We start from the raw sequence: 25,359 nt of genomic DNA, 5'->3' as shown, positions 1-25,359 counted from the left end.
GTTCACGATATAAGTGCAACTTAAACGCCAATATTTCTTTTTGCCTCACGCTTGCAACGTTCTGAGCAGTATTTAACATGCTCCCAGTCACGTTGCCATTTTTTACGCCACATAAATGACCTGTCGCAAACGGGGCAGGTTTTGCTGGGTAAATTCAGCTTTTTATGAGCCATGGCGTTGTCTTTTAAGGCTTATCACATGCTTATGCAGTACGGCTTTTGTGCCACGTTTTACGTCATCACGTTCTCGAAATGACCATAACCGCTCACGTGCTTGTTTGGCTGCGTGTTCAATATCGACCATGGGCTCTGGGTAGTCTTCGCTTTGTTTAAAATTATTAAACAAGGCTTCCATTGGCGGTTGTTGCCATGGCTGGTGGAGATCTTCTATCGGTAAGTTTTTAAGCTCAGGGCACCATGTTTTTATAAATATACCATCTGGGTCTTTGTCTTCAGATTGCTTTATTGGGTTATACAAACGAATGGTGTTAGTTCCTGTGACCGATGCTTGCATTTGGATTTGTGGGTAGTGAATACTCGGCTCAAAATCTAAAAAATAACGCGATAAAATAAAGCTGACTGATTGCCAATGAATGTTCATATGATGAGTCATAAAGCTGACTAGCATAGCGCGCATTCGAAAGTTAATGTAACCTGTTGCTGCGAGGCAGCGCATGCACGCATCAATAATAGGAATACCTGTTTGACCTTGCTCAAAGCGCTTTAAGTGCTCAGCAACATGTTCATCATCGCGATAAGGGTAGTGCTTGTAGCCCGCATTTTGCGGTGCAAACTCCATGCTGCATTGAGTTTCGAACTTTTGCATAAAATGGCAATGCCAGTGAAGCCTTGACTCGAAAGCATGTAATGAGCGACGCCAGCTTAAAGGCTGCTTTACTAAATAGTATTTTAGGGTTTGATAAACTTGTCTGAGGCTCAAGTTGCCAAAGGCTAAGTAAGGCGAAAGCCTAGAGCATGAATCTCTACTTTTGGAAGGACTCGAGATGCCACTTTGGTAGTTCTTTGCACGCTCTTCTACAAAGCTCTGTAGGCAAGCTCTAGCTGCATGAGGACCACCATATTGAAACTGCGGGTCGTGCTTTAGAAAATCATCAACACAGGTCGCTGCTTGGTAATTATTGGGCAGTACTGCATTAAATGCTTGCCAATTTGGCGTTACAAGACGTTGGTTCATCACGCCATGCCAATGTGCTTGCCAATCAAACTGTTTTGGCCGCGCTCGTTTTACACCTCCAAGTGGCGTTTCGTGCCATGGAATTGCTTTACTGTTTAGCCAGCGTGTGACCTGTTTATCTCGCTCAAATGTATTGTTTAGGCCTATTTCTTGATGACTATAAACCCCTGCAATATCAAAATCTTCACTGAGGGTTTCTAACAAGGTAATCATTTCTTGATTATAAATGGCGATTTCAGCGTTGTATTTTTCAAGTTGTTGGTTGATGTCTTTTAGTGACTGAGCAACAAAACGCCAGTGCCTTAAGCTGTAATGGGGGTCGTCGAGTAATAGAGGCTCAAAATTATAAATGAGTAAGCAAGGCAGCTCTGATGCAATCGCACTGGCAAGTGGTTGATGATCAGACAGTCTTAGGTCACGTTTGAACCAAACAAGATTTACTTTTTGTTTTTTTGAGTCTGCCATAAACGTGGAGTTGAAAAAGTGTTTTGCTCTTAATACGTAACAAGTTACAACTTCGATTAATTGCTACAACGATCCACAAAGTTTCCACATTTGTAGCATATTGCCCACACACTTTTGAATGATATTCAGATTATGCTTATGGTCAATTGAATGACATAAGAGGTTCGCTATGAAGCATTTATCTGCACTTTCTGTTTTAGCTATTTCGTTGTTAGTCACAGCGCCCGCTTGCTTTGCTCGCGACCATCAAGGCGGTCCACCCCAGCGACCTGACTTTACGACGATTGATATTGATGGCAATGGGGTGATTGATTTTACTGAGTTTAGTGAACAGCCTATGCCAGAAGATATGCTGCAAACCATTTTTAATGACATGGATACTGATCAAAATGGTGAAGTAACTGAAGACGAGTTCAACAACCATAAACCACCAAAACGTAAGGAAAATCAACGATGATCAACAGTGTCTCATCGGGTGCGAATTTTCAGCCCATGCAACGACCGCAAGCAGAGCCGTTAACCAGTGAACAGACAGAGTTAATGAATGAAACTTTAGCTCAGTTTGATCCTGAAAACTTAACTGCAGAAGATGCACAATCTATTATGCAAACATTTAAAGATGCGGGTATTCAACCGGGTCAAGAAATGGAAGTAATTATGGCTGAAGCAGGCTTTGATGCCGCTGAAGTCGGTGAATTAGGTCGTCCTGAAGGTGAGCGTCCTCCTGGTCCGCCACCACCTCCGCCTAGTGGTAACTCACTTGAGCAGGTTGATACTGAAGAAGTTGTCAGTTATTTAGATGAGTTGTTAGCGCAATATTCTGATCAACTGGGAGAAGAAGATAAAGAAGCGATTCTAGCCTCTGTGCAAGAAAAGTTTGGTTTATCTGAAGGTGAATCGCTGTTATCGGTCACAGCGTAAATCACAAAGCGGTCATGATGACCGCTTTTTTATGCTCTGCTAATTACAGTGCTGCAGCAAAAGTCTTTATTTCGTTTTGTGCTGCTTCTAAGCTTTGCTCTGCACCCGGCATCGCAAGACCTTCGGCATAAATAAAATCAACGTCAGTCATACCCACAAAACCAAGTACATCTTTTAAGTATTTAGTTTGTGTATCCATGTCAGTGCCTTGATACAAACCACCACGTGCTGCAAGCACCACCACTTTCTTGTCTGCAATTAAACCTACAGGGCCTTGCTCAGTGTATTTAAACGTAATACCAGCACGAGCAATACGATCAATCCAAGCTTTGAATGTTGATGGAATTCCAAAGTTGTACATTGGCATACCAATAACAATCAGTTCGTTATCGTTAAGTTCAGCAATTAAATCGTCAGAAATTGCAGCAAGTGCTTTTTGCTCATCGCTACGCTCGTTTGCATCAGTCATCCAAGCAGCCATTTCTGTCTGCGTTAAGTGAGCAATCGCATTGTCGCTTAAATCGCGCGTTGTTACTGAAATTTGTTGGTTGTTAGCAAGTTGCTCAACAAATTGTTGGCTAAGTTTGGTTGAATTACCTTGTTCACCATTTAAAGATGAACTTAACACAAGTACTTTTTTCATCATGTCACCTAAGAAAACTGAAGTAGTGCAGCCATTATAATTATCAAAAAATAAATTAATAATGCTATTAATCGAGTGTTATGTTCGTTTTAAGCGAATGAAAGATATGCCTAAGTTTTTTTGAGTTAGTCTTTTTTTGTAATTTAATGTTAATATTGTCGGAACAATAAAAAAATGGACTTTACTATGAAGTACTTACTGCTTACATTTTTTGCAGTGCTGAGCTTAATGCCCCGTGCTGCTGAAAACACGCAACTCCCTGTAGAATCATTTGCCTCTTTACGGGCTTTTAGCCAAGTAAAATTTTCGCCTAGTGGTGAACACATATCGTTTATTCGAAATGTGAATGGTGAGTTGGTTTTAATGGTTTATAACCGCAAAACTAAAGAAGCAGATGCTGTTATTCGTTCAGATAATCACACTATTTTCTTCGATTGGTATGAGTGGGCGAATGACGACGTTTTGTTACTTGGAGCCCGCTACATTCAACGCCAATTTGGCGGCCCTAAATATACCTCTACGCGTTTATATACATACAATATAAATGGTGATGGTAAGGCAAAACTAGCTATAAAGCCGAACTTTAACCGTGATGAACGCCAACCGCAATTTGGTGATCAGGTCATCAGCTTTTTACCCGATCAAAAAGATAAAATTTTAGTTCAAGGTGACTTTGATGTTGCCAATGCCCCTGGCGTGTATGAACTTAATTTAAATACACTTCGTAAGAAAAAAATTCAGCGCTCACGCAGTAAAGTGATTGATTGGACAGCAGACCGCCAAGGTAATGTGCGTATTGCCCTTAAAATGGATGAAGACGAATTTGAATATATTCTTTACGATGAAGATAGAGATAACCGTAAAACGTTATTTAAATATAAAGCATTTACCCCTGATGTAGTGACTGTTTTGGGCTTCGATAAAGACCCTAATATTCTTTATTTCAAAGCTCTTAAAGATGGCTATGATGCGCTTTATAAAATGGACCTAACGACCATGAAAAAAGAGTTAGTGTTCAGCGATGATAACTATGACTTCGACGGTCATATTTTCTACTCACCACTTACAGGTGAAGTAGCAGGCTTTACACACTCTCAATTAGATGAAGGGATCCGTTACTGGAATGAAGATTTAAATAAGCTCTATACAGGTTTACGCGCTGTTTTACCAAAAGATAAATTTGACATAGATATCATTGATACCAGTAAAGATCAGCGCCAATATGTGCTTTATTTAACAAGTGATGATAGTGCTGGAACTTACATGATTGGGAATCGCGATACAAGTGAGCTAACGGTATTTGCAAGCGCATTCCCAGATGTAAATGAAACAGTTTACAGCGGTAAAAAGAAAATCAGTTATAAAGCCCGTGATGGTTTAACTATTGAAGGGTATTTAACTTTACCTGTGGGTTACAAAGAAGGCGATAAACTACCCACTATTGTGTTCCCGCATGGTGGTCCTATGGCTCGTGATTACGCTGGTTTTGACTATTGGACTGCATTACTTGCTTATAATGGTTATGCAGTACTGCAACCAAACTTCCGTGGTTCTAGTGGCTATGGCCATGAATTTGAGATGGCTGCAGTTCAAGGTTTTGGTAAAGAAATGCAAGATGACTTGCAAGATGCGGCGAATTGGCTTGTTGAGGAAGGTATCGCTAATAAAGATAAAATCTGTATTGGCGGGGCAAGTTATGGTGGTTATGCTGCATTAATGGCGGTGGTTAAACACCCAGAAACATTCAAATGTGCAGCAAGCTTTGCTGGCGTTACTGATCTTGAGCGTATTGTTAGTAAAGCGCGTTATTTCACTAATAAAGAAATTGTGCGTAAGCAATTTGGAACTGATGGCGATAAACTTGAAAAGGTTTCACCAGTTAATTTTGCAAAGCAAATTAATCGTCCGGTGCTATTGGTTCATGGCTCTGATGATAATGTAGTGCCTGTTTATCATAGCCGTGAAATGGATGATGAACTTAAAGACGAAGGTAAAGATGTTACTTACATTGAGCTTGAAGATGGCGATCATTACTTATCGCACCAGCCATACAGAATTAAAACGTTGAAAGCGTTTTTAGAGTTCTTCGATAAGAACTTAAAAAACTAGCAGAGAAAAGGCGACCTAGGTCGCCTTTTTAATACCTGATTCTGCGTCAATTTTATTTATAGGCTAATTCAGCATCAATATTGCGCATTAAGTTGGTAACCCAATTGATATATTGGCGGTGGATTTTTTTGCCATTGTAATCAAGGTTTATCGAATCTTTGTAATCAATAGAATATTCTTGCTCGTTAAACGTAATATCAACGCGTAATTGGTGTTTACGAATATCAAGTTTACCTAAGATTTGACCTTCGGCATTTGAACGACACGTCCAGCCTAGTTTCATACATGCTTTTAAAATATTGGTTTTGATACTTTCAAGGTCATGTTTACCAGATACCATTTGCGGTACAGGGTTTGCGTCAAAGTTACGAATAGGCACACTGGTGCTACAAGCAGAAAGTGTAAGTAGGGTAAAAAGTGCAAGCGCTGCCTTTTTCATAGTAAGTCCTTTTTGGAAATAAAATCAGCGCGATTATGCGCTTTTTTTACCCGAGGGTCTAGGCATCGGGTAAAAACCACGCACTAATTGCACCAAGTAAGCCTAAGATACTGTAGAAAAAAATTAACTCAGCAGTCGTTAAGTAGGTATTTAGTAAGCCGACGCTACCTAGCAGTAATAATATAACTCCGATCACCGTATTACTAACAGAGACATAGTCAGTGCGCTTGTTTCCTTCAGCCATATCAACAAGGTAGGTTTTACGACCAAGGCGAACCCCTTGATGAGCTACGGTGAGTAAAAAATAACAGAGTGGTAATAGCCAAAACTCATTGAGCGTTTGTGGGCTCAGATAAGCAACTAAATAAACGGCGAAACCGTTGAGGGTGACGAGCATTGCAGCAAACACTAATACCTTGCGGCTCGATAAGTCACTTAGTCGACCCCAGATAGGCGCAGAGACTAAGCTGGCAAGCCCAGAAAGCGCCATAAACGTAGCAAGTAGTGAAAAGTCGAAAGCCTGTTCACTAGCAAGAACGATATAAAACGGGGCGCTCAAAGCAGAACATAGCAACAACGCACGAGTGATAATAAAGTGAGCAAATTGTTTATCTTGGTAAAGCAGTTTTAATTTTGATAAAGCATGCAAAAAGCCGTTTTCAGCGCCCTCGGTTGCGCCCTTGTATTCTTGAATGCGGCTATAACTGAGCGCTGCAAACAGCCACATTAAAGCGGCCAGCATTAAAGCAACATACACCCCATTTTCATAGCCAAGGCTTTGTAGATACCATAAACCAAGACCAAAGGTGAGCGTTGCAAATCCTGCAAAACTCGCAGCAAGACCGCTAATGCTGCCTCGTTGTTGTTTAGGTATGACCTTGCCTAATACATCTTTTGCAGCAATGGAATTAAAGCCACGAGCAAGGCTAAAGATAATCAAAATAGCGATGATAGCAAAACCTGCTGTTGCACCTTGAAGTGTTAAAGCACAAATAAGCATGCCTACAATACACAAAGCTTGCACTATGGCGCCAATCACCCAAACCCACTTTCTAACTGGGAGCCTACGAATAGCACTGGCGATGGCCAGTTGTGGCAACATTGAGCCTGACTCACGAATAGGCACAAGCCAAGCAATAAAACTACTTGGTACATTAATGCTTTGCAGTAGCCAAGGCAGAGTCACTTTAGGGTTTAGCAGGGCATCTGCAAACTTACTAAATAGTTGGCTCACTAATAAAGTAATAAAATTGCCGGGTACCACTTTACAAGCAGCTTCATCAATCGCTTTACAGGCACGGGCATCTTCGGTATTGCTAAGACGTTGATAGATATCTTCTTTACTGAGCTTTTTCATACTGTTTATTTTTATGAAAAAGGGCCGTTAAGCCCTTAAAAATCTTCCTTAGAGTGGCGCTCTGCTAATTGCTCAGCTTCATCACCCCAAGTTCTATTGACTCTACGACCTCGTTTTACAGCAGGGCGGCGCTCAATTTGTTTTGCCCAGCGCATCACATGGCTGTATGACTCAACATCTAAGAACTCTGCCGCATCATATAAATTGCCAAGTACCAAGCTGCCATACCAAGGCCAAATAGCGATATCGGCAATTGAATATTCGCTACCAGCCATGTAGTCATGGTCGCTTAAATGACGGTTTAATACGTCTAGCTGGCGTTTTACTTCCATGGTGAAGCGATCAATTGGGTACTGCATTTTAAATGGTGCATAACTATAAAAGTGACCGAAGCCTCCGCCTAAGTAGGGGGCAGAGCCCATTTGCCAAAACAGCCAATTACGACATTCTGTTTTACTGGCGTGATCGCTTGGGATCAGCGCATCAAACTTTTCTGCCAGGTATTGTAAAATTGCACCTGACTCGAACACGCGAGTAACGGGTGTGGTACTGTGATCCATTAAGGCTGGGATTTTTGAATTAGGGTTAACACTGACAAACCCTGAAGAAAATTGGTCACCATCGCCAATTTTAATTAAAAATGCATCGTAGTCGGCTTCATCAATACCAAGCTCTAATAGCTCTTCGAGCATGATAGTGACTTTTTGGCCGTTTGGTGTCGCAAGCGAGTAGAGTTGTAGGTCATGTTTACCAACGGGCAAGTCTTGCTCGTGGGTTGCACCTGAGACCGGACGATTTGTCTTCGCCCATTCACCACCGTTTTCTGCATCCCATTGCCACACTTTAGGTGGCGTATAACTGTCGGTATTACTCATTGAAACTCCTAAATTGTGCTTTAATGAATGTCATTACGAGACTACCATCCTAGTTGATCAGATAGAGCAAGGGAAGTACAGTTATTAATTATGAATAACAAGGAGGATGACATGAAAAAGCATGGTTTAGCCATTGGCCTTGAGCGCACTGGCACGACTTTTTATCTCACAATGAAAATTGTTGGGAAGCTTACCCACGAGGATTATAAAACTCTCACTCCGCTTATAGATAATGCTGTAGCGGCAGTTCCGAGTGCAAAAATAAGAGCCTATGTTGATATTACTGAACTAGAAGGCTGGGAGTTACAAGCCGCGTGGGATGATTTTAAGCTAGGCCTTAAACACAACAAAGAGTTTTGCCGTATAGCAGTAGTTGGTAACAAACACTGGCAACAAGTGGCAAGCAAAGTGGGTAACTGGTTTATCAGTGGCGAAGTGAAATACTTTGAAGACCCGATTATTGCCTCTGAGTGGTTACACGAATAAGGAATTAAGTGATAGAAAACAGCCAATTAAAGGTGGCGACATTTAATTTATATAATTATTTAGCGCCACCTGACGCCTTTTATGATTTTCAGCGCATTTATAGCGCTGAGCAATGGGCCAAAAAGCAGCGCTGGTTGGCCGATTACCTTAAAAATCAGCAGCCAGATATTATTGGCTTTCAAGAAGTGTTCAGTATCAATGAACTAAAACATCAAGTTAACGCAGAGGGTTACCCTTATTTTGCAGTCGTTGATGAGCCAACGGTGATTGATGACTTTATTTATCGCGATCCGGTTGTGGCCATTGCCTCACGCTTTAAAATTGTTGCTGTCAGTCAGGTTGAGGCAGAGCAAGATGATATTTTAGCGATGGGCTTGAGCGATAATTTTAACTTTAGCCGCAGTATTATTCGCGCGACACTTGAAGTACCTCACTTAGGACACGTCGATTGCTATGTAGTGCACTTTAAATCTAAGCGCAGCATGCTCCATCACCAAGATGATGAAAGCCACAGCGAACAGCAAAACTTAGTTATGCAGTTAAAATCGCAAGCCCTTGGGCGCTGGGCATCAAGTATGCAGCGTGGCAGTGAAGCAGCGCTGTTACTCGTTGAAATTATTAAGCGCAGAGCGCACACCAATAACCCTGTGATTGTGATGGGGGACTTTAATAATGAGTTACACGATGGTGTGCTTAACCATTTAATCGCTGACCACCTTCGTTTTAGCGGTCATAGCCAAAATAGCCCATCTCGTTCAGAGTTTAAACTACAAGATAGTTGGCAACTCTATCAGCGCCATGTTGTCACTGAGAACGACAGAGAAGCCACCCACTATTTTGGTAGTAGCAGCTCAGTATTTGATTATATTTTGTTATCCCGTGAGTTTGATGCCGGGTTTCAGAGCAGCTTTTTCGAGGTAGTTGATTATCACACCTATGATCAGCACTTAATCAACCCACAGTTTGCCTATGATGATCAAAGTACCGACCATGGCGTCGTGATGGTGACAATGAAGTTAAGAGACTAACTTATAGCTTTAAGCTGTCAGTTTAAAGCTTAGGGCTCTTTTGTTTATCACGCTTTGCCATAATATAGCCAATGAATGCGCCGCTAATTGCACCGAATAAATGGCTTTCGAATGAAATATGAATGCGCTGCGGAAAGACACCCCAAATCAGGCCGCTGTATAGCACAACAACCGCAATACTGATTAAAATGGCTTTGAATGAGCGGTGCATAATGCCGTAGCTAATTAAGTAGCCCCATAAACCGTAGATAACACCACTTAGGCCTACATGAATATTGCTGCGGCCAAATAGCCATACTAATAACCCACCAATGAGCGCTGTGCCTGCAAACACCAGCCAAAAGCGTTTTACGCTAAATTGGCAAACTAGCCAGCCGAGAATAGCAAATGGCACTAGGTTACTAAAAAGGTGTGCCCAGCCACCATGTAAAAATGGCGCAAAAAACACCCCTGATAAACCAGACATCTGCCTTGGTAATATACCTAAACCGTTTAAATTTATGCCGGGTAGGGAATTAACTATTTGCAATACTAAGCACACCAGCATAATGCCTAAAATTGCGAATCGCTTACTACTGATAGGAGGAATTTTGACAGCTTTTTTTTCAGTCATGATGAGCAGCTCTTAAATCAATGTGACCGAATGAGTATAACTTATTAAAAGTGAAGGTAAACACCTTGATATGCAAGGTGTTTACTAAAGGTCTAGGGGATGTTGACCTATTTTAACCTAATTTGGTTAATAGTTTTTTCGCAGCAAGCTCAGAACTTGCAGGGTTTTGCCCTGTGATTAGTAGGCCATCTTCAATCGCAAGCTCGCCCCAGTCATCAGTTTTTTGATACTGACCACCTTGTTTGATTAATTCATCTTCAACAAGTAATGGCACAACTTTGGTAAGCTGTACGGCATCTTCTTCTGAATTACTAAAGCCTGTTACTTTTTTATCAAATACCACAGATTTACCAGCGGCATTTTTCGCATTCAGTAATACGGCACTGGCGTGACATACTGCACCGACTGGCTTATCTGAGTTAAGAAATTGCTCAATTAAGCTAATCGAATCTTGGTTATCAACTAAATCCCATAACGGACCATGGCCACCTGGGTAAAATACCGCATCAAAATCATCGGCTTTAACTTCAGCAAGAGGTTTAGTATTAGCCATTAAAGTTTTTGCCGCACTGTCTTGCTCAAAACGTTTTGTTGCATCGGTTGCCGCATCAGGGGCTGCACTGTTTGGATCAACCGGAGGTTGGCCACCTTTAACAGAGGCTAAAGTTACCTCTACACCAGCATCAATAAAGGCGTAGTAGGGTGCTGCAAATTCTTCGACCCAAAAACCCGTTTTATGGCCTGTATCGCCAAGCTGATCGTGTGAAGTAAGTACCATTAAAATTTTCTTAGCTGACATAGTGAATCCCTTTTTGTGAATTAAACATCGTTGATAAAACTATAGGGGTGAGAGTTGAATTAAACAACGCAGATAAACTTGACTTCATTGGTTTAATAATTGATACAATGATTCAGGTTAGATTAGGAGTTTGTATGAAAGTATCGTTTGAGCAGCTAAAAAGTATGGTGGTATTTGCCCACATTGTGCAGCAAGGCAGCTTAACTAAAGCGGCTCAACAACTTGGTTTATCAAGGGCTGTAGTTAGTTATCACTTAAAGAAATTAGAACAGCAATTAAAGCTCACGTTACTTAACCGCTCAACGCGTACCATGACCCTCACCGAAGCAGGTATGGCTTATTATGAACGTTGTCAGGCTATCACCGAGCACGCTGAAGCTGCTAACTTACACCTTGAGAACTTAAAGAGTGAACCGGTTGGGGTAATTAAATTGAGTTGTCCGGTGAATGTAGGCTTGCAACTTGTGGTACCGGCACTGGCTCAGTTTAAGCGTTTGTATCCGAAAATTGATATTGATTTACAGCTTAGTGATGATGTGGTTGATATCATCAAAGAGGGCTTTGACTTAGCGATTAGAGGCGTGGCCCTTGAAAGCTCAAACTTACAAGCGACTAAACTTGCAAGTATGGCAACTTGCTTATGCGGTTCAGTCGATTACTTTTTAAAATACCCTATACCAAAGAGCATCGCCGATTTAGCAGATCATACATGGGTGGTGTATCAACCAAGTAGTGCTGTTGTCACGCTCGAAAAAGATAAACGCCGTTTTGAAGTGGCTGTTAGTGGTGGCATAAGTACCAATAACGCTGCTGCACGAACTGCCTTTGTAGAAGCTGGGCATGGCTTAGCGAAAATCCCAGTTTATGATGCACTACCCAGGATCAAAGCAGGATTGTTACGCACAATCTTAGATGATTACAAAACTGCTGATATTGAACTTTATGGCGTATTCCCGCCAGGGGCGGCGGGAAGTAAAAAACTGCGGGTTTTACTCGATTACTTGAAGGATTATTTTACTAATCAAGTAGCCACTATGACGATTTAAACAAGTGTGCGATTAAATAAAGCAACGGCTTGTTGATACATGCTGATGGCAAGGGCTGGATCGTATCGGTCGCCTTCGTCGCGCATAAACGCATGTTGGGCGTTCACTTCTTGCCACTGGTAATTAATGCCTGTTGCCACCGCTTGTTTGTAAATTTTAAGGCGGCCTTCTTTTGGTACATGTGGGTCTTGTTTACCCCAAACAAAATGAATTTCACCTTTAATATCTGCCATGCGCTCAAATGAGTTATTACCCGCTTGCGCTGGTAAAGTATCGCTGTGTATATCTGTCGCGTATAAACAAAAAGCGGCTTTGATACTTGGGTTTAATGCAGCACGGTATGCAAGGTGACCACCAATACATACGCCCATCGCACCTACATTCCCTGTGCAGTAATCTTGCTGACGTGCAAATGCAATTAAAGCGTCAGTGTCTGAGTCATGGCTCTCAAGCGGTTTTGCCCATTTGTCGGCATTGCCTTTGTCTTTACCAGCATCATCATAGGCAAGTACTGTCCCAATAGGATTTAACTCATGAAAAACTTCTGGCACTAACACGACAAAGCCATGACCAGCAAGTATTGCCGCAGAGCGTGCAATTGGTGCTGTTTCTTGGAAAATCTCAGAGTAGAAGATAATACACGGGTATTTACCTTCTTCTACAGGGCGATAAATACTGGTGCGCATTGCGCCTGTGTTGGTCGCTATGTCGTGGCTATGGTGCTGAATAATCATGTTTATCCTTGTAAAAAACGGTTTAGCGAATAATACCTCAGCCCCACCTTTTGGACGAGTAAAAGCCCTTGAAATTTATTGATGCTCAGTTAACTCTCTGAGGCAGGATACTGCATACAGCTTGCGTAATAGGTAAGAGTAGCAGGCCAGTCAGAGAAAATAGCCATCACACCCACTTGCTTAGCAAGGACGTCTACCACTTTCATCATTTGCCCATCTTGTTTAATTACACGGGCAATCGACTGGTAATAATAACCACCGCCATTATTTAATGGACCAGAGCGCTCTAAACTCCAAGTAATGATGTTCAGTCCGGCTTGTTTAGCTTTAATAGCATAAAGCGATGGCACGATTTTACCTGACTCATCAAGGCTTAAAAGCATCCACATTGGCGGTGCGATAATGCGTACTCCATCGTCATACAGAGCCAGCATTGATGGCTGCCAAGTTGTTTCATCCATCGCATCAAAGTCTGCTTGCTCATCTCGGCCATCAAGATAAATACTGTTGCTCGCAAATTCAGGGTGATTGCTTAGCCAATACTTCACATCTTCAAGATTAAATGATTGCGGATACACATCATCGCTATTCACACCTAAATCCCGATACTCATCAAGCATTTTTTGCGCATAATCTTGCTGGCTAAAACCGTTAAATGGCATGCTAACTTCTGGGCTTTTTAGCTCGGGTGTCATTTTTACACCTAGTGATTTGAATAACTCAATGCTTTGCTGGTGGGTCATAACAGTGCCACTGTTTGCGTATAAATCAGTGCGCCAGCTTGGTGTACCTTGCATATATTCTGCGACGGTTTTGGCATTTGCATTGGCGCCATCCATTTTAGCTTTTAAGGTTAAAAACTCAGCTTGGGTGATATCGCTGGTGCAGCATTTAGCCTGAGCTGGTTGGCCGCCTTTGGCCGGGGTAAAAGGTTGGCTGCATTTTGCAGCCAACTCAGGAATCGCTAAAATGTTGGTAGTGGTGTGTAAATCACACTGTGAATGGCGACACACGAGTTGTTTGTCTTTAGTAAAGGCGACGTCACATTCAAGTACGCCAGCGCCCATTCTTGCAGCAGCCAAATATGACTCTTTGCTGTGCTCAGGAAACTGCATAGGGGCGCCACGATGACCAATTACAAAATCAGTTTTATAGAAAGGGCCATTACCGCATGCCGCAAGTTGCTGCTTTAAAAGTCCATCTGTCATCTTGTCGATTAAATAATAAGGCCTAGCACCCACTTGCACTGCCTGCTCCTCAGGCAGACTTTTACAACCTTGAATAATTAAAACTAAACAACATAAAACCAGTGCGCGCATAACAGCATTCCTCTAATCTAATCGAGTTTAGCCTATCATTGCTCCATGGCAGTTTTATTAAGTTTCTGATTTATAATAAGTGCTAATAAGATAATCGCTGCGCCGATGGTAAGCTTGATGATATCGGCATCACGATTCCATATCACAATGTTAACGATGATCCCTGCTGGGATCAGTAGATTATTCATGACAGCCAAGGCACCTACATTGACGATGGTCGCGCCCTTATTCCAAGCAAAATAACCAAGCCCTGAAGCAATCGTGCCTAAGTAAATTAACACGCCCCATTGTGTCGTTGTGGTGGGTAGCTTACTGGTATCACCAAATAAACCGTAACAAATCAGCGCGACAATTAAAGCGCCAACAAAGAACCAAGCAAACACCCGAGAGTGGGGGAGCTGCTCATCTTGCATTAAACGTTTGTAGGTTACTTGCCCAGTGGCAAAGCAAATATTGGCAGCCTGCACCATTAACATACCAATAAGGTAGTTCTCATCGACGCCTTCATAGCGAATAGCAACGGCGCCTAAAATAGCCAGTAATGCGGCGAATAAAAACTTGGCATTAAAACGTTTTTCAAGCAAATCGTTTAACAAAGTGATGTAAAGTGGCGTCATTACCGTGAATAGCAGTACCTCGGGCACGCTAAGGTACAAAAACGAATGGTAATAGAAGCTGTACATCACACCAAGTTGTACTGCGCCAATTGCCATGAGCTTTAGGGCTAAGGCTTTAGGAGTTTTACGCCAGTGTAAAAAGGGCAAAAATACGCAAGTTGCCAAGCCAATACGCATTAATACACTAAACCATGCATCCACTTGGCCTGCTAAATAGACACCAATAAGACTAAACGAAAAGGCCCAAAGCAGGGTTACAGCAAATAAGTAGGTCATGTTATTCGAGTTATGTGCAAAAAGGGCAGTGTATATGAGATGGCTGAAAATTAAAATTGCCCATGACGGATAATACGCGGTCATGGGCAATGGGGGGGTTAGGGTTGGCTGGCAACAAAGGCTTTGGCTTGTTGCTTTAAAAGCTCAAGTGCGTTGCTATCGTAAAACGTGCTGTGCGAGACAACACCCTTTAGCGTTTGTGTATTACGAATATCAATAAGCGGGTTTTTTGAAAGCAAAATGAGATCCGCTACTTTGCCTTCACTAAGGGCACCGTATTGCTGTTGTTTTTTTAAAAATTTAGGCCCCGCAAGTGTCGCAGCTTGCAGCGTTTGCAGTGGTGTTAGGCCATATTCAGTAAAAATACTCAGTTCTTGGTGTAAAGAAAGCCCCGGATAAATATACGAATTTAAAAAGCCTGCATCTGTGCCTGCAATAATGCTCACACCTGCTTGTTGGGCGATAGGGAGTAACTGTGCGGTTTTAATAAAACGCTCTTTGCGTTGTTTGATTTGTGCAGGGGTGTCTTTGTTAGCTCTATCAACTCGCCATTGATAAGTCGCTTTTAAACCCTTACCTAAATAATCTAAATAGGCATCGTCCTGATGATTATCTTCATCAATGTAAGCCGTTATTTTGCCACCAATCAAGGTTGGCACCACGGCGGTGTCGTTGTTAGCAAGAACCGTAAACTTCTCATGGCTGTTGGTTCATCAAACTGCGCGGTGATAATGGGCAGCGCAGTGCGATAGCTCAGCTCTTTTGAGGCAACCTTTGCAGAAATATCCGCTTCGTTTTTAGCCGCAGCTTTAAGCATATAGGTCATATGCTCAATAGCATCAAGCCCCGCCTTGGAGACATCAGTCACAGACAATGAAAATGGAATATGCCCCGAAATTTGGTAACCCCGTTTTTTAACCTCTTTTACTGCCTTTAGATAAAGCTCAGGCGTTAAAGCGCTGTCGGTAATTTTGATAAAATCAACGTCCATGCTGTCTAACAGATCCATTGCAGCATGCATTTCTTCAGTCGTTTCTACTTCTAAATCACCAGGCCAAATAGACCCTTTACCTTCTAATTTCGGGCCTGAGGTGAAAATAGTTGGCCCCACTAACTGACCTTGTTTTACTTGTTCTCGCCAGCTAAGTACAGATTCACTTAAATCAGCCGCAGCATCACGAACAGTCGTTACGCCGTAAGCTAAATACAGTGGCAAGAGCTGTTTATTCTCTTCAATAAGCTCATCACCACCGCCAAAATGAACATGCATATCCCATAGACCAGGCATGACATACTGACCTTTGGCATCAATCAATGTTGAGCTTTGATAGTGGCTACTTAAAGGTTTATCGCTACGTTTAATGATAATTCCATCGCGAATGGCAAGAGATTGCTGTGTTGCGATAGCCCCAGTTTGCATATCAATAATTTGGGCGTTTTCTATCACGATGTCAGCGCGCTCATCTGGGGGTGATGAACATGCAGCTAATGCTGAGCAAAGTCCTAAAAGTAAAGCGTTTTTCATGTGTGAGCTCGTGTTTTTCTTTGAGATTAGCAAAAACGAGTTAACTGACAACGACTTTGAGGTGAATAGGAATAAAAGCGGGGTGAAAATTTAATTGATACTTAAAAAGTATGAGGGTTACCCCTCATACTCTAAACAACAGTGTGATTATTCAACTAAACCACGACGCTTTAATAGTGCGTCTGTTGTTGGTTTTTGACCACGGAACTCAATGTAGCTTTGCATTAAGTCGCGGCTGTTACCTTTTGATAAAATCTCTTTACGGAAATTATCACCGTTTTCACGTGTTAAACCACCTTCTTCAGTCATGTGTGCAAACGCATCTGCTGCGAATACTTCAGTCCAAAGGTAAGCGTAATAACCCGCTGAGTAACCACCGGCAAAGGTGTGGCTGAAGTAGCAAGACTTATAACGTGGTGGTACTGGGTAGTAAGCAATACCGTGCTTGTCTAATGCATCATGTTCAAACTTTTGAACGTCTGTAACGTCAGCATCAACACCAAATGAGTGCCATTCCATATCAAGCAGTGCCGCAGCTAAATACTCAGTTGTATCAAAGCCTTGGTTGAATTTTTGTGACTCAAGTACTTTATTTAAAAGCGCTTTTGGAATTGGCTCACCTGTTTTGTAGTGCTTGGCATAGTTTGCCAGTACTGTTGGTTCAATATTCCAGTCTTCGTGTGCTTGTGAAGGGAACTCAACAAAGTCACGAGCAGTGGCTGTACCTGCTAAACTTGGGTATTTAACGTCAGAGAATAAACCGTGTGCAGCGTGACCAAACTCATGGAACATAGTCGTTACTTCAGAGAAAGTCATGAGTGTAGGTTGACCTTCAGCTGGCTTAGGAATGTTCTGTGCGTTGTAGATCACAGGCATAGTGTCTTTAAGACCGCTTTGGCTAACATAGGCACTCATCCAGGCACCACCACGTTTACCTTCACGTGCGTAAGGGTCCATGTAGAATAGGCCGATAGCGCTACCGTCTTCGTTAAATACTTCAAACACCATGACGTCTTCGTGATAAACCGGTAGGTCTTTACGCTCTTTAAAGGTAATACCGTAAAGTTTATTCATCGCAAAGAATAGACCGTCGTGGATCACTGACTGCATTTCAAAGTAAGGCTTAACTAAAGCTGGGTCTAAGTCGTACTTCTCTTGGCGAACTTTTTCAGCGTAAAACGCCCAGTCCCAAGGTTGAAGTGCAAACGTTTCACCTGACTTTTTAATTACTTGTTGGATTTGCTCTGCTTCTGCTTCTGCTTTAGCAACCGCTTTCGGTGCTAAGTCATCAAGGATGCCGTAAACATTTTCAGTTGTTTGCGCCATACGATTAGTCATTACATACGAAGCCCAATCTTTATAACCAAGTAATGCCGCTTTTTCTGCACGTAGCTTAGTTTCTTTGATGATGATAGGGCTGTTTGTTGCTTGTGCACGCGTTGAAGACGTTGTCCAAATCTTTTCACGAAGCTTGCGGTTTTCAAGGCTTTGTAAGATAGGTTGGCGAGTCGTGTTCACCAGTGTGATCATGTAACCTTCTTTACCTGCTTTTTTGGCAGCAGCTGCAAGGCTTGCAATTTCACCTTCAGATAAACCCGCTAGCTCGCTTTTATCTTTAACTAAAATCACATCTTCTTTGAATGACTTTAAGATGTTTTGTGAAAACTCAGTTGAAAGCTTGGCAAGCTCTGCGTTGATTTCACGCATTTTTGCTTTTTCAGCTTCAGTTAGTTTTGCACCTGCGTTAACGAACTTTTTGTAGTAGTAATCAACAAGACGTTGATCTTCTGCATTTAACGACGCTTTGTTGTCGTAAATGCTTTGTACGCGAGCAAATAAAGCTTTGTTTAAGTAAATGTCATCAGTGTGAGCTGACATAATCGGCGCCATTTTCGCGGCGACACGTTGGTACTCACTGTCAGAGATTAAACCCGATAGATTAAAAAATGCCGCAGACGTACGGTCTAATAGCTCACCAGAGTACTCCATAGCAACAAGGGTATTTTCAAATGTTGCTGGTTCTGGGTTGTTTGCAATCTTTGCAATTTCAGCTTTTTGCTGTGCGATGCCTGCTTCAAACGCTGGCTCGTAATCTTTGGTCGAAATTTTATCAAACTCAGGGGCCATGTATTGTAAAGGGCTTGGCTTGAAAAGAACGTTTTCAACATTAGCTGTTTGTGTTTCAGCGGCAGTTTCAACTTGAGTTTGAGTGTCGGCTTGTTGTGAACTACAAGCAGATAATAAAAGCACACTAGCAATCGTAGTTGCTACTAAGGTCTTACGCATGAGAGCTCCAAAAATGTGGATAAATCTTTTCTAACTTATCAAATTTTTGGCTAGAAACAATCAAGTTTGTCGTCTGAATGGGGAATTTGAACGCAAATAATGTGATGGAGGGGATAAATGTGCGTAAAAAGCCATCAATTGTGTATTAATGGCTCACTTAAGTAAAAAGTGGCACTAGCTGCCAGTTTAAATCTTGTTGGTAATAAATCACCATAGGTTAGTTGTAACCCAACACAAACTTTTTCTCTGAGCCAAAGCTTTCTGGCATAGCGTTGCCAAACTCTTTGTTAATTAAAGTCAGTGAGTGTTCTTGCTCAGCAAGTAAGTTTAAGATGCGGTTACGGTACTCTAAACTTGATTCAAATAAGTTTAGATCGACCAAGGGTTGTAAAGTGGCAAGTTTTTGTGTGAGCGTCATTTGTGACATTGTGTTCTCCTCGTGCTATTCAAAGCCTGTGAAACCTCAAGCTCTCTCTATGTATATAGCAGCTGTAGTCTAAAATAGTTAATAATTAGCGCATATTGCGCATAAAGAACTTAGTATTTACCAAGTTTTCACCTATTATGCCGTGCTAAACTTAGTCACAACTGAATCAAACTCATTTTTTACTAGGAATGTTAATTTATGACCCTTGCTGATCTGCAATCTGCACTATCGTTTGTCTTGTTCACCTACAACGATGTGCAAATTACTGTACTAAAAGTAATTCAAGTACCTTTGGTACTGTTTTTAATGTGGTTTGTGGTCACCTGGATTGGTCGATTAATTAAAAAAGCATTGCAGGCAAAAAACCTAGGTCCTGACACAGTTCACCTGTTCACGCGTATTTATCTTGTTGTGACCATCGCAGTACTTGTGTTTACCTCGCTTGAGGTACTCAATATTCCTTTGACGGCGTTTGCATTTGTTTCTGGTGCCATTGCTATCGGTGTTGGTTTTGGTGCGCAAAACATTATTAATAACTTTATTAGTGGTTGGATATTAATGTGGGAGCGGCCAATTCGTATTGGTGACTTTTTAGAAGTAGGTACAGCAAAAGGGGTTGTCGAGACTATTAATACCCGTTCAACCCGTATCCGTCGTAACGATGGTGTGCATATGCTGGTACCTAATAGCCATTTATTAGAAAACACGGTAACTAACTGGACCTTAATTGACCGTAATGCTCGTTCGTTTGTAAATGTTGGCGTTGCTTATGGTTCAGATGTGGTATTGGTTGAAAAGCTGATGAAGCAAATTCTTAATGAGCATCCAGCCATTTTAAAAACACCTGCATCGTCAGTATTGTTTGATGACTTTGCTGATAGCTCTTTAACTTTTAGCGCTATTTTCTGGGTATGTGCTGAATCAGAAGCACCGCTTCGCCAAGTGCGCAGTGAGCTGCGTTTTAGCATCTATAAAGTATTTGCTGAAAACAACATTACTATCGCATTCCCGCAGCGCGATATTCATATTGATGGTGAAATTGCTTTAACAAGGCGTAACAGCCAAAAATAAAAAAAGCGGCTAAGCCGCTTTTTTATGCTTGTTCATTGAGTTTTTTCAGCTTCAAAGCAAGTAACACCATCATTATGCCAAACACGATTGCATAGCTTGCTACTAGCCACAGGAGGGTGATTATGCCTGCGCCTGGGTTAAATATCAGATAACCACCAAAGATTATTGAAATAATACCGCTACCAATTAGCAGCCACTCATTACTGATCTCTTTACGTAGTTTACTCGCAATCAATATTTCAATTACACCGATAGCAATGGCCCATGCGGCAATAAAGTAGAGCATTAAGATAGCCGTTACGTTGGGAGCAAACAGGGTTACAAGTGCAGCAGCAATTGAAATTAAACCACCCACTAATAGCATCCACCAAAGTGGGTTTTCATTTTTTGAAGCAATAGCTAACCAAGTCCTAATGGCACCATCGACAAAAAAGTAAGCGGCGAAAATAAACATCAGAATCGCTAGTGAAGCTTCTGGGGCAAACCAACCACACAAGCCAAAAACGATGGCAATGGCGCCATGGATCATCAATGACGACCAATGAGGAATGAGTGAACTTGAAATCTGCATTATCGTTTTCCTTTGCTTTAGTCTCTATATAACTATCATCTCAGCGCTTACTTGCAAAGATTTTTAATTATTTTTTGTACAGTTACACAAACCATGCTCTAATTTAATTAGCTGAATATTTCAGCGATTTAATGTTTATCGAACAAGGAATAAAGCGTGAGCCGTTGTAATACCCAGTTTTCATTACAATTTAGTAAGTTATTAGTGTGTTTTTTACTGTTGTTTAACGCGCCATTATGGGCAACAACCACACCAGAAGTGACCGTTAAATCCTTAATTGATAAAGACAGCAAGGAAGAACAAGTCGAACAAAAGCCCGTCAAACAAGAATCAGAAACCAATACACCTTCAACAGCTGAAAAAGCGCAGGAATCTCTCGAAGATGACTTGCCCTATGATGCCTTTGACCGGATAACGCCACGTAGTTCAATGCAGGGTTACTTAAAAGCGGCTCGCGCTCGCGATTTTGAACTGGCTAGCCATTATCTTGACTATCGTAATCTACCTAAAGACGTTGAAGCATTAGGAAAAATTCAACTTGCTGAAAATTTATCAGTGGTACTGGATCGTACCTTATGGGTTGATGTTGATAACTTGAGTAATAAGCCTGAAGGTAAACAAAAAGAAAGTGTGCCTAGCTATCGTGATTTGGTGGGGGAAATCAGTACATCACAAGGTAAGGTACAAATTTTATTACAACTAGTACCTGATGATAAAACAGATAATCGGATCTGGAAAATATCAAATGCAACGGTAAGTCAAATACCGTTACTCACCAAAGAGTATGGTTATAACAAAGTAGGTGAATGGCTATATGATAACTTGCCAGACATCGAGTTTTTGGGGGTGATGCTTTGGCAATGGATTTATTTTGCCTTCTCATTTGTGTTGTTTTTGCTAGTCGCGATTATCATTACTCGCTTAATCACATTTATCCTCGCACATTTGAAAGTACCTGTAGAAAATGACGTTATTGGTTTTATTAATGGGCCAATTAGCCTGTTACTTGCTGTGTTTATGGCGCGTTCACTTAACGACCAATCAAATGTCACTATTGCTGTAATGGCGCTATTCCATGGCGCAACTGTGTTATTGATTGCGTGGGGTTGGATTTGTTTACGGGCAGTTGATCTTGCCAAACACAGATTAAGCCAGCGTTTTATTAAACAAGATAAGCCACAAGCGATTTTCTTATTACGACCTATAAGCAATGTAGCAAAAACTCTGATTGTCATTTCATTGCTATTTATGTGGTTTGAAAATTTAGGCTTTAATGCTACTACCTTGTTAGCTGGCTTAGGCATTGGTGGGCTTGCTATTGCCCTTGCAGCGCAAAAAACTGTTGAGAATATCATTGCTGCAATCACCCTTTATATTTCTGCGCCGGTAAAAATAGGTAATCTATGTAAATTTGGCAGTCAGTTGGGGACTGTGGAAGAAATAGGCTTAAGAGCCACGCGTATCCGAACCCTTGACCGCTCTGTCATTTATGTAGCAAATGCTAAGTTTGTTGATATGCAGCTTGAGAACGTCTCTGAACGAGAGCGAATTTCTTATCGACCTAAACTGATGCTCAGTGCCAACACCAAGCAACAAAATCTTATGTCGTTTATGCAGGCCCTAAGAGAGTTATTAGAACAACATAAGCATATCGCCTTTGAACCGTGTCGGGTTCGCTTTAAAGGCTTTACGCCTTGGGCTTTACAAGTGGATGTACTAAGCTACGTAGAGACCGTCGACTTTGCATTTTATATGGAAGTAATCGAAGAATTAAATTTAGCAGTGTTAGGCTTATTAAATGAGCATGAATGCGAATTAGCTAACCCAGAATTCGCACGAGTTACCGATTAGTTACTGAAAAAGGAGCAAATGAAAGTGGCTCTCATTTGTACATAATGTCTACACATTGTTGTAATTAGATGCACAGGACATATGTCCGCTTTATTGAAAAATAATTGCATAAAATCTTCTAAATGCGTCGATGTTGCCGCTAATTGTTGTAAAAAATTTGTATATTTCTAACTTTTAATGCAGTAAAAGTGTCATAAAGTGTTATAATCGTCAGCGTTCGTTCAGCCTCTTCACTTCGTTTTGCACTCTCGATTTAGAGGTCCGCGCAGCTTATTACAAGGCGCGAAAAATTGGCCGAGCCCGTCAAATGAATTGACGCAACATCATCACCGTTGAATAAGAGTGCATAAAAAAGGTTAAAACCCGACATGAAAGCAATGAAAAGATCTACGTTAGCAACACTTATCAATGCAACGTTGTTCTCTGCCGTAGCAGGTACTTCATTTTCAACTCTTGCTGCAGACGAAGCGCCAGCAGCAAAAAACAACCAACTAGAAGTTATTCAAATCACCGCACGTAAACGTGTAGAAAATGCTCAGGAAGTACCTGTTGCTGTATCTGCATTACAAGGTGACAACTTAGACGCTTACAGCTCAGCTGGTATGGATATTCGTTTTATGAACGCGAAGATCCCAAGCTTATCAATCGAATCTTCGTTTGGTCGTTCTTTCCCACGCTTTTATGTTCGTGGTCTAGGTAACACTGACTTTGACCTAAATGCTTCTCAACCAGTTTCGTTAGTTGTAGACGAAGTTGTTCAAGAGAATGCAATCTTAAAAGGTTTCCCTGTATTTGACGTAGCACGTGTAGAAGTTCTACGTGGCCCACAAGGTACTTTATTTGGTCGTAACACACCGGCAGGCCTTGTTAAATTTGATACAGTTAAACCATCACAAGAATTTGAAGGCTATGGCTCAGTATCATACGGTAGCCGTGGCGCAGTTGACTTTGAAGGTGCTGTTGGCGGTGGCTTAACAGACCGTTTATCAACGCGTGTTTCTGTACTTTGGCAAGAAAAAGACGATTATATTGATAACCGTGCACCAGGTTTTGAACAAGATGACGTTTTAGGTGGTTACACTGAAAAAGCGGCACGTATTCAGTTTTTATACGAAGGTGACGATTTCACAGGTCTTTTCAACTACCACGTTCGTGATATGGACGGTAAGCCAATCGCATTCCGTGGTAACGCTATTAAAGCGGGTTCAAACGACTTAGTAGATAATTTTGAGCACGATGTGGTTTACCACGATGCGGCTTCTCGTGCGACACAACAAGTTGAATCTCAAGGCGCAAGCTTAAAGCTTGAGTGGGATATCAATGATTTAACTCTTACGTCAATCTCTGCATGGGAAAGTGCCGAAATCTATTCTCGCGCTGACATCGACGGTGGTTACGGCTTTTATGTTAAAGACGATCCTTCAGCTCCAATGGGCCCAGGTTTTATTCCATTCTACTCTGAAAGTGCTGACGGCATTCCAGATCAAGACCAATACACGCAAGAACTTCGTTTATCTAGCAACTATGCTGGCGACGTAAACTTCCAAGTAGGTGTTTTCTACTTTGATGAAGCGCTAACAATCGAAAACTTCAGCTACGATACATACGGTTCAACACCGGGTGAGTTAAACGGCTATGTTATCCAGCAGCAAGATACCAAAGCATGGGCGGTATTCGGTTCATTAGATTACACAATCACAGATGATTTAAAAATCACTGCAGGCCTTCGTTACTCAGATGACGAAAAAGAGTTCTCTGCAAACCGTACTTTAAGCCCAGCAGGTGGCGGTGCGTTATACCTAACAGAAAACCCAAGTGACGACCATGTTAGCTGGGATTTATCTGCTAACTACAAGATCAACGATGACGTAAACTGGTACGCGCGTGTAGCTAACAGCTTCCGTGCACCAAGTATCCAAGGTCGTATCTTATTCGGTGATGAAGTAACTGTTGCTGAGTCTGAAACTGTGACGTCATTCGAAACAGGTATCAAATCAGACGTGCTTGACGGCCAAGGTCGTGTAAACGCAACAGTGTTCTACTACACAATGGATGACCAACAATTAACAGCTGTAGGTGGTGGTGCAAACTTCAATCGCTTAGTTAATGCTGATAAAACAACTGGTTACGGTTTTGAGTTAGACACTGAGTGGGTATTAACTGACAACCTAAACGCAACGTTTAACTTAAGCTATAACAACACAGAGCTTAAAGATGATAACCTAGCTGTTGCAGTATGTGGTCAATGTACAGTGACTGATCCAACATTCCAAGTGCCTGGTGCCTTTGGTCCTGAAGATCGTGCAATTTTAGACGGTAACAGCTTACCGCACGCACCTGAGTGGATCTCTAACCTTACATTACGTTATAGCCGCGAAGTAGCTGATGGTGAATTCTTCACTTACGCTGACGTGTCTTACCGCAGCGAAATCAACTACTTCTTATACGAGTCAGTTGAGTTTGAAGGCAAGCCTTTAACTGAAGTTGGTTTACGTGCAGGCTATGCTTGGGCACAAGGCGACAACGAATATGAAGTATCAGCATTCGTTCGTAACATGTTTGATGAGCAGCAGTCAATCGGTGCTATCGACTTCAATAACAACACAGCAATGGTGAACGAAGAGCGTTACATCGGTGCTGAGTTTAAAGTAAGCTTCTTCTAAGCTGAAAAATAAGTCCTATTAAAACCCGCTGTATAGCGGGTTTT

The 25,359-nt window shown here is 41.7% G+C and carries 25 protein-coding genes; 9 read left to right on the top strand and 16 right to left on the bottom strand.

Features of this window, described 5'->3' with window-relative positions; genetic code table 11:
* Positions 1 to 20 precede the first annotated feature (20 nt).
* Both L1266_RS04330 and L1266_RS04325 read right to left on the bottom strand, forming a co-directional pair.
* Positions 21 to 173: a DUF2256 domain-containing protein gene (locus L1266_RS04330; RefSeq protein WP_138601387.1), complete on the bottom strand. Its 153-nt coding sequence runs from the start codon at positions 171 to 173 to the stop codon at positions 21 to 23.
* Positions 163 to 1,659 carry a cryptochrome/deoxyribodipyrimidine photo-lyase family protein gene (locus tag L1266_RS04325; protein ID WP_235376945.1) on the bottom strand — a complete coding sequence of 499 codons (1,497 nt, stop codon included), beginning with the start codon at positions 1,657 to 1,659 and terminating at the stop codon, positions 163 to 165. Before L1266_RS04325 ends, L1266_RS04330 begins: the two co-directional genes overlap by 11 nt.
* A gap of 169 nt (positions 1,660 to 1,828) precedes the next feature.
* Between L1266_RS04325 and L1266_RS04320 the strand changes: the two genes are divergently transcribed.
* Both L1266_RS04320 and L1266_RS04315 read left to right on the top strand, forming a co-directional pair.
* Positions 1,829 to 2,116, top strand: coding sequence for an EF-hand domain-containing protein (locus L1266_RS04320; protein WP_054551812.1), 288 nt, complete (start codon positions 1,829 to 1,831; stop codon positions 2,114 to 2,116).
* Positions 2,113 to 2,580 carry a hypothetical protein gene (locus tag L1266_RS04315; RefSeq protein ID WP_235376944.1) on the top strand — a complete coding sequence of 156 codons (468 nt, stop codon included), beginning with the start codon at positions 2,113 to 2,115 and terminating at the stop codon, positions 2,578 to 2,580. The genes L1266_RS04320 and L1266_RS04315 overlap by 4 nt, the downstream gene beginning before the upstream one ends.
* Before the next feature lie 43 nt (positions 2,581 to 2,623).
* On the opposite strand, the gene L1266_RS04310 is transcribed toward L1266_RS04315, so the two are convergent.
* Complete coding sequence (locus L1266_RS04310) at positions 2,624 to 3,223, bottom strand: FMN-dependent NADH-azoreductase (RefSeq protein ID WP_235376943.1); 600 nt, start codon at positions 3,221 to 3,223, stop codon at positions 2,624 to 2,626.
* Positions 3,224 to 3,409: 186 nt separating this feature from the next.
* Here L1266_RS04310 and L1266_RS04305 point away from each other — a divergent pair, with 186 nt between their 5' ends.
* Entirely contained in the window at positions 3,410 to 5,332 is a 1,923-nt protein-coding gene (locus tag L1266_RS04305; RefSeq protein ID WP_054551809.1) for an alpha/beta hydrolase family protein, read from the top strand.
* Between the two features lie 52 nt (positions 5,333 to 5,384).
* Here the strand turns inward: L1266_RS04305 and L1266_RS04300 are convergent, their stop codons facing one another.
* Genes L1266_RS04300 through yghU form a run of 3 tightly spaced genes read right to left on the bottom strand, consistent with a single transcriptional unit; the run spans position 5,385 to position 8,003 of the window.
* A complete protein-coding gene (locus L1266_RS04300) occupies positions 5,385 to 5,771 on the bottom strand; it encodes a hypothetical protein (RefSeq protein ID WP_235376942.1) in 387 nt (128 codons plus the stop codon).
* 58 nt (positions 5,772 to 5,829) lie between these two features.
* Positions 5,830 to 7,128, bottom strand: a complete 1,299-nt coding sequence (locus L1266_RS04295) for an MFS transporter (protein ID WP_054551807.1) — start codon at positions 7,126 to 7,128, stop codon at positions 5,830 to 5,832.
* 35 nt (positions 7,129 to 7,163) lie between these two features.
* Positions 7,164 to 8,003, bottom strand: coding sequence for a glutathione-dependent disulfide-bond oxidoreductase (gene yghU / locus L1266_RS04290; RefSeq protein ID WP_054551806.1), 840 nt, complete (start codon positions 8,001 to 8,003; stop codon positions 7,164 to 7,166).
* Between the two features lie 111 nt (positions 8,004 to 8,114).
* On the opposite strand from yghU, the gene L1266_RS04285 reads away from it, so the two are divergent.
* Together L1266_RS04285 and L1266_RS04280 are read left to right on the top strand one after the other, a co-directional pair.
* Positions 8,115 to 8,489 carry an STAS/SEC14 domain-containing protein gene (locus tag L1266_RS04285; protein ID WP_054551805.1) on the top strand — a complete coding sequence of 125 codons (375 nt, stop codon included), beginning with the start codon at positions 8,115 to 8,117 and terminating at the stop codon, positions 8,487 to 8,489.
* An 8-nt stretch (positions 8,490 to 8,497) separates the two neighbouring features.
* Positions 8,498 to 9,517, top strand: coding sequence for an endonuclease/exonuclease/phosphatase family protein (locus tag L1266_RS04280; protein ID WP_235376941.1), 1,020 nt, complete (start codon positions 8,498 to 8,500; stop codon positions 9,515 to 9,517).
* Between the two features lie 22 nt (positions 9,518 to 9,539).
* Here the strand turns inward: L1266_RS04280 and L1266_RS04275 are convergent, their stop codons facing one another.
* Together L1266_RS04275 and L1266_RS04270 are read right to left on the bottom strand one after the other, a co-directional pair.
* Positions 9,540 to 10,130 (bottom strand): rhomboid family intramembrane serine protease, encoded by a 591-nt coding sequence (locus L1266_RS04275; protein WP_235376940.1) that lies wholly within the window; start codon positions 10,128 to 10,130, stop codon positions 9,540 to 9,542.
* A 112-nt stretch (positions 10,131 to 10,242) separates the two neighbouring features.
* Entirely contained in the window at positions 10,243 to 10,929 is a 687-nt protein-coding gene (locus L1266_RS04270; RefSeq protein WP_054551802.1) for a type 1 glutamine amidotransferase domain-containing protein, read from the bottom strand.
* Positions 10,930 to 11,063: 134 nt separating this feature from the next.
* On the opposite strand from L1266_RS04270, the gene L1266_RS04265 reads away from it, so the two are divergent.
* Positions 11,064 to 11,975 (top strand): LysR family transcriptional regulator, encoded by a 912-nt coding sequence (locus L1266_RS04265; RefSeq protein ID WP_138601419.1) that lies wholly within the window; start codon positions 11,064 to 11,066, stop codon positions 11,973 to 11,975.
* Here the strand turns inward: L1266_RS04265 and L1266_RS04260 are convergent.
* From L1266_RS04260 to L1266_RS04230, 7 genes are all read right to left on the bottom strand, one after another.
* Positions 11,972 to 12,709 carry a dienelactone hydrolase family protein gene (locus tag L1266_RS04260; RefSeq protein ID WP_138601422.1) on the bottom strand — a complete coding sequence of 246 codons (738 nt, stop codon included), beginning with the start codon at positions 12,707 to 12,709 and terminating at the stop codon, positions 11,972 to 11,974. The genes L1266_RS04265 and L1266_RS04260 overlap by 4 nt on opposite strands.
* An 89-nt stretch (positions 12,710 to 12,798) precedes the next feature.
* Positions 12,799 to 14,028, bottom strand: a complete 1,230-nt coding sequence (locus tag L1266_RS04255) for a glycerophosphodiester phosphodiesterase family protein (protein ID WP_235376939.1) — start codon at positions 14,026 to 14,028, stop codon at positions 12,799 to 12,801.
* A gap of 35 nt (positions 14,029 to 14,063) precedes the next feature.
* Positions 14,064 to 14,921 (bottom strand): carboxylate/amino acid/amine transporter, encoded by an 858-nt coding sequence (locus tag L1266_RS04250; protein WP_235376938.1) that lies wholly within the window; start codon positions 14,919 to 14,921, stop codon positions 14,064 to 14,066.
* Positions 14,922 to 15,019: 98 nt separating this feature from the next.
* Entirely contained in the window at positions 15,020 to 15,571 is a 552-nt protein-coding gene (locus L1266_RS04245) for an amidohydrolase family protein (RefSeq protein ID WP_235376937.1), read from the bottom strand.
* Positions 15,568 to 16,446 (bottom strand): amidohydrolase family protein, encoded by an 879-nt coding sequence (locus tag L1266_RS04240; protein ID WP_235376936.1) that lies wholly within the window; start codon positions 16,444 to 16,446, stop codon positions 15,568 to 15,570. The genes L1266_RS04245 and L1266_RS04240 overlap by 4 nt, the downstream gene beginning before the upstream one ends.
* 147 nt (positions 16,447 to 16,593) lie before the next feature.
* Positions 16,594 to 18,732, bottom strand: coding sequence for a M3 family metallopeptidase (locus L1266_RS04235; RefSeq protein WP_235376935.1), 2,139 nt, complete (start codon positions 18,730 to 18,732; stop codon positions 16,594 to 16,596).
* A gap of 217 nt (positions 18,733 to 18,949) precedes the next feature.
* Positions 18,950 to 19,159, bottom strand: a complete 210-nt coding sequence (locus L1266_RS04230) for a hypothetical protein (protein ID WP_138616917.1) — start codon at positions 19,157 to 19,159, stop codon at positions 18,950 to 18,952.
* A 198-nt stretch (positions 19,160 to 19,357) separates the two neighbouring features.
* Between L1266_RS04230 and L1266_RS04225 the strand changes: the two genes are divergently transcribed.
* Entirely contained in the window at positions 19,358 to 20,230 is an 873-nt protein-coding gene (locus tag L1266_RS04225; RefSeq protein ID WP_054551795.1) for a mechanosensitive ion channel family protein, read from the top strand.
* A gap of 22 nt (positions 20,231 to 20,252) precedes the next feature.
* Here L1266_RS04225 and L1266_RS04220 read toward each other — a convergent pair whose 3' ends face one another.
* Positions 20,253 to 20,801, bottom strand: a complete 549-nt coding sequence (locus tag L1266_RS04220) for an HdeD family acid-resistance protein (RefSeq protein ID WP_054551794.1) — start codon at positions 20,799 to 20,801, stop codon at positions 20,253 to 20,255.
* 156 nt (positions 20,802 to 20,957) lie between these two features.
* On the opposite strand from L1266_RS04220, the gene L1266_RS04215 reads away from it, so the two are divergent.
* Both L1266_RS04215 and L1266_RS04210 read left to right on the top strand, forming a co-directional pair.
* Positions 20,958 to 22,652, top strand: coding sequence for a mechanosensitive ion channel family protein (locus L1266_RS04215; protein WP_235376934.1), 1,695 nt, complete (start codon positions 20,958 to 20,960; stop codon positions 22,650 to 22,652).
* A gap of 368 nt (positions 22,653 to 23,020) precedes the next feature.
* A complete protein-coding gene (locus L1266_RS04210; RefSeq protein ID WP_199529110.1) occupies positions 23,021 to 25,315 on the top strand; it encodes a TonB-dependent receptor in 2,295 nt (764 codons plus the stop codon).
* Positions 25,316 to 25,359: the final 44 nt, after the last annotated feature.

It is taken from the genome of Pseudoalteromonas sp. Cn5-37, from assembly GCF_021532495.1.
In the GTDB taxonomy this organism is placed as follows: Bacteria; Pseudomonadota; Gammaproteobacteria; order Enterobacterales; family Alteromonadaceae; genus Pseudoalteromonas; species Pseudoalteromonas simplex.
The sequence above is the reverse complement of the archived record's forward strand: the minus strand, read 5'-3'. Positions and strand labels throughout refer to the sequence as shown.

Excerpts from the sequence above, each read along its gene's own strand:
- L1266_RS04330 (WP_138601387.1), bottom strand. The coding sequence starts at position 173 with ATGGCTCATAAAAAGCTGAATTTACCCAGCAAAACCTGCCCCGTTTGC.
- L1266_RS04325 (WP_235376945.1), bottom strand. The coding sequence starts at position 1,659 with ATGGCAGACTCAAAAAAACAAAAAGTAAATCTTGTTTGGTTCAAACGT.
- L1266_RS04320 (WP_054551812.1), top strand. The coding sequence starts at position 1,829 with ATGAAGCATTTATCTGCACTTTCTGTTTTAGCTATTTCGTTGTTAGTC.
- L1266_RS04315 (WP_235376944.1), top strand. The coding sequence starts at position 2,113 with ATGATCAACAGTGTCTCATCGGGTGCGAATTTTCAGCCCATGCAACGA.
- L1266_RS04310 (WP_235376943.1), bottom strand. The coding sequence starts at position 3,223 with ATGAAAAAAGTACTTGTGTTAAGTTCATCTTTAAATGGTGAACAAGGT.
- L1266_RS04305 (WP_054551809.1), top strand. The coding sequence starts at position 3,410 with ATGAAGTACTTACTGCTTACATTTTTTGCAGTGCTGAGCTTAATGCCC.
- L1266_RS04300 (WP_235376942.1), bottom strand. The coding sequence starts at position 5,771 with ATGAAAAAGGCAGCGCTTGCACTTTTTACCCTACTTACACTTTCTGCT.
- L1266_RS04295 (WP_054551807.1), bottom strand. The coding sequence starts at position 7,128 with ATGAAAAAGCTCAGTAAAGAAGATATCTATCAACGTCTTAGCAATACC.
- yghU (WP_054551806.1), bottom strand. The coding sequence starts at position 8,003 with ATGAGTAATACCGACAGTTATACGCCACCTAAAGTGTGGCAATGGGAT.
- L1266_RS04285 (WP_054551805.1), top strand. The coding sequence starts at position 8,115 with ATGAAAAAGCATGGTTTAGCCATTGGCCTTGAGCGCACTGGCACGACT.
- L1266_RS04275 (WP_235376940.1), bottom strand. The coding sequence starts at position 10,130 with ATGACTGAAAAAAAAGCTGTCAAAATTCCTCCTATCAGTAGTAAGCGA.
- L1266_RS04270 (WP_054551802.1), bottom strand. The coding sequence starts at position 10,929 with ATGTCAGCTAAGAAAATTTTAATGGTACTTACTTCACACGATCAGCTT.
- L1266_RS04265 (WP_138601419.1), top strand. The coding sequence starts at position 11,064 with ATGAAAGTATCGTTTGAGCAGCTAAAAAGTATGGTGGTATTTGCCCAC.
- L1266_RS04260 (WP_138601422.1), bottom strand. The coding sequence starts at position 12,709 with ATGATTATTCAGCACCATAGCCACGACATAGCGACCAACACAGGCGCA.
- L1266_RS04255 (WP_235376939.1), bottom strand. The coding sequence starts at position 14,028 with ATGCGCGCACTGGTTTTATGTTGTTTAGTTTTAATTATTCAAGGTTGT.
- L1266_RS04250 (WP_235376938.1), bottom strand. The coding sequence starts at position 14,921 with ATGACCTACTTATTTGCTGTAACCCTGCTTTGGGCCTTTTCGTTTAGT.
- L1266_RS04240 (WP_235376936.1), bottom strand. The coding sequence starts at position 16,446 with ATGAAAAACGCTTTACTTTTAGGACTTTGCTCAGCATTAGCTGCATGT.
- L1266_RS04235 (WP_235376935.1), bottom strand. The coding sequence starts at position 18,732 with ATGCGTAAGACCTTAGTAGCAACTACGATTGCTAGTGTGCTTTTATTA.
- L1266_RS04230 (WP_138616917.1), bottom strand. The coding sequence starts at position 19,159 with ATGTCACAAATGACGCTCACACAAAAACTTGCCACTTTACAACCCTTG.
- L1266_RS04225 (WP_054551795.1), top strand. The coding sequence starts at position 19,358 with ATGACCCTTGCTGATCTGCAATCTGCACTATCGTTTGTCTTGTTCACC.
- L1266_RS04220 (WP_054551794.1), bottom strand. The coding sequence starts at position 20,801 with ATGCAGATTTCAAGTTCACTCATTCCTCATTGGTCGTCATTGATGATC.
- L1266_RS04210 (WP_199529110.1), top strand. The coding sequence starts at position 23,021 with ATGAAAGCAATGAAAAGATCTACGTTAGCAACACTTATCAATGCAACG.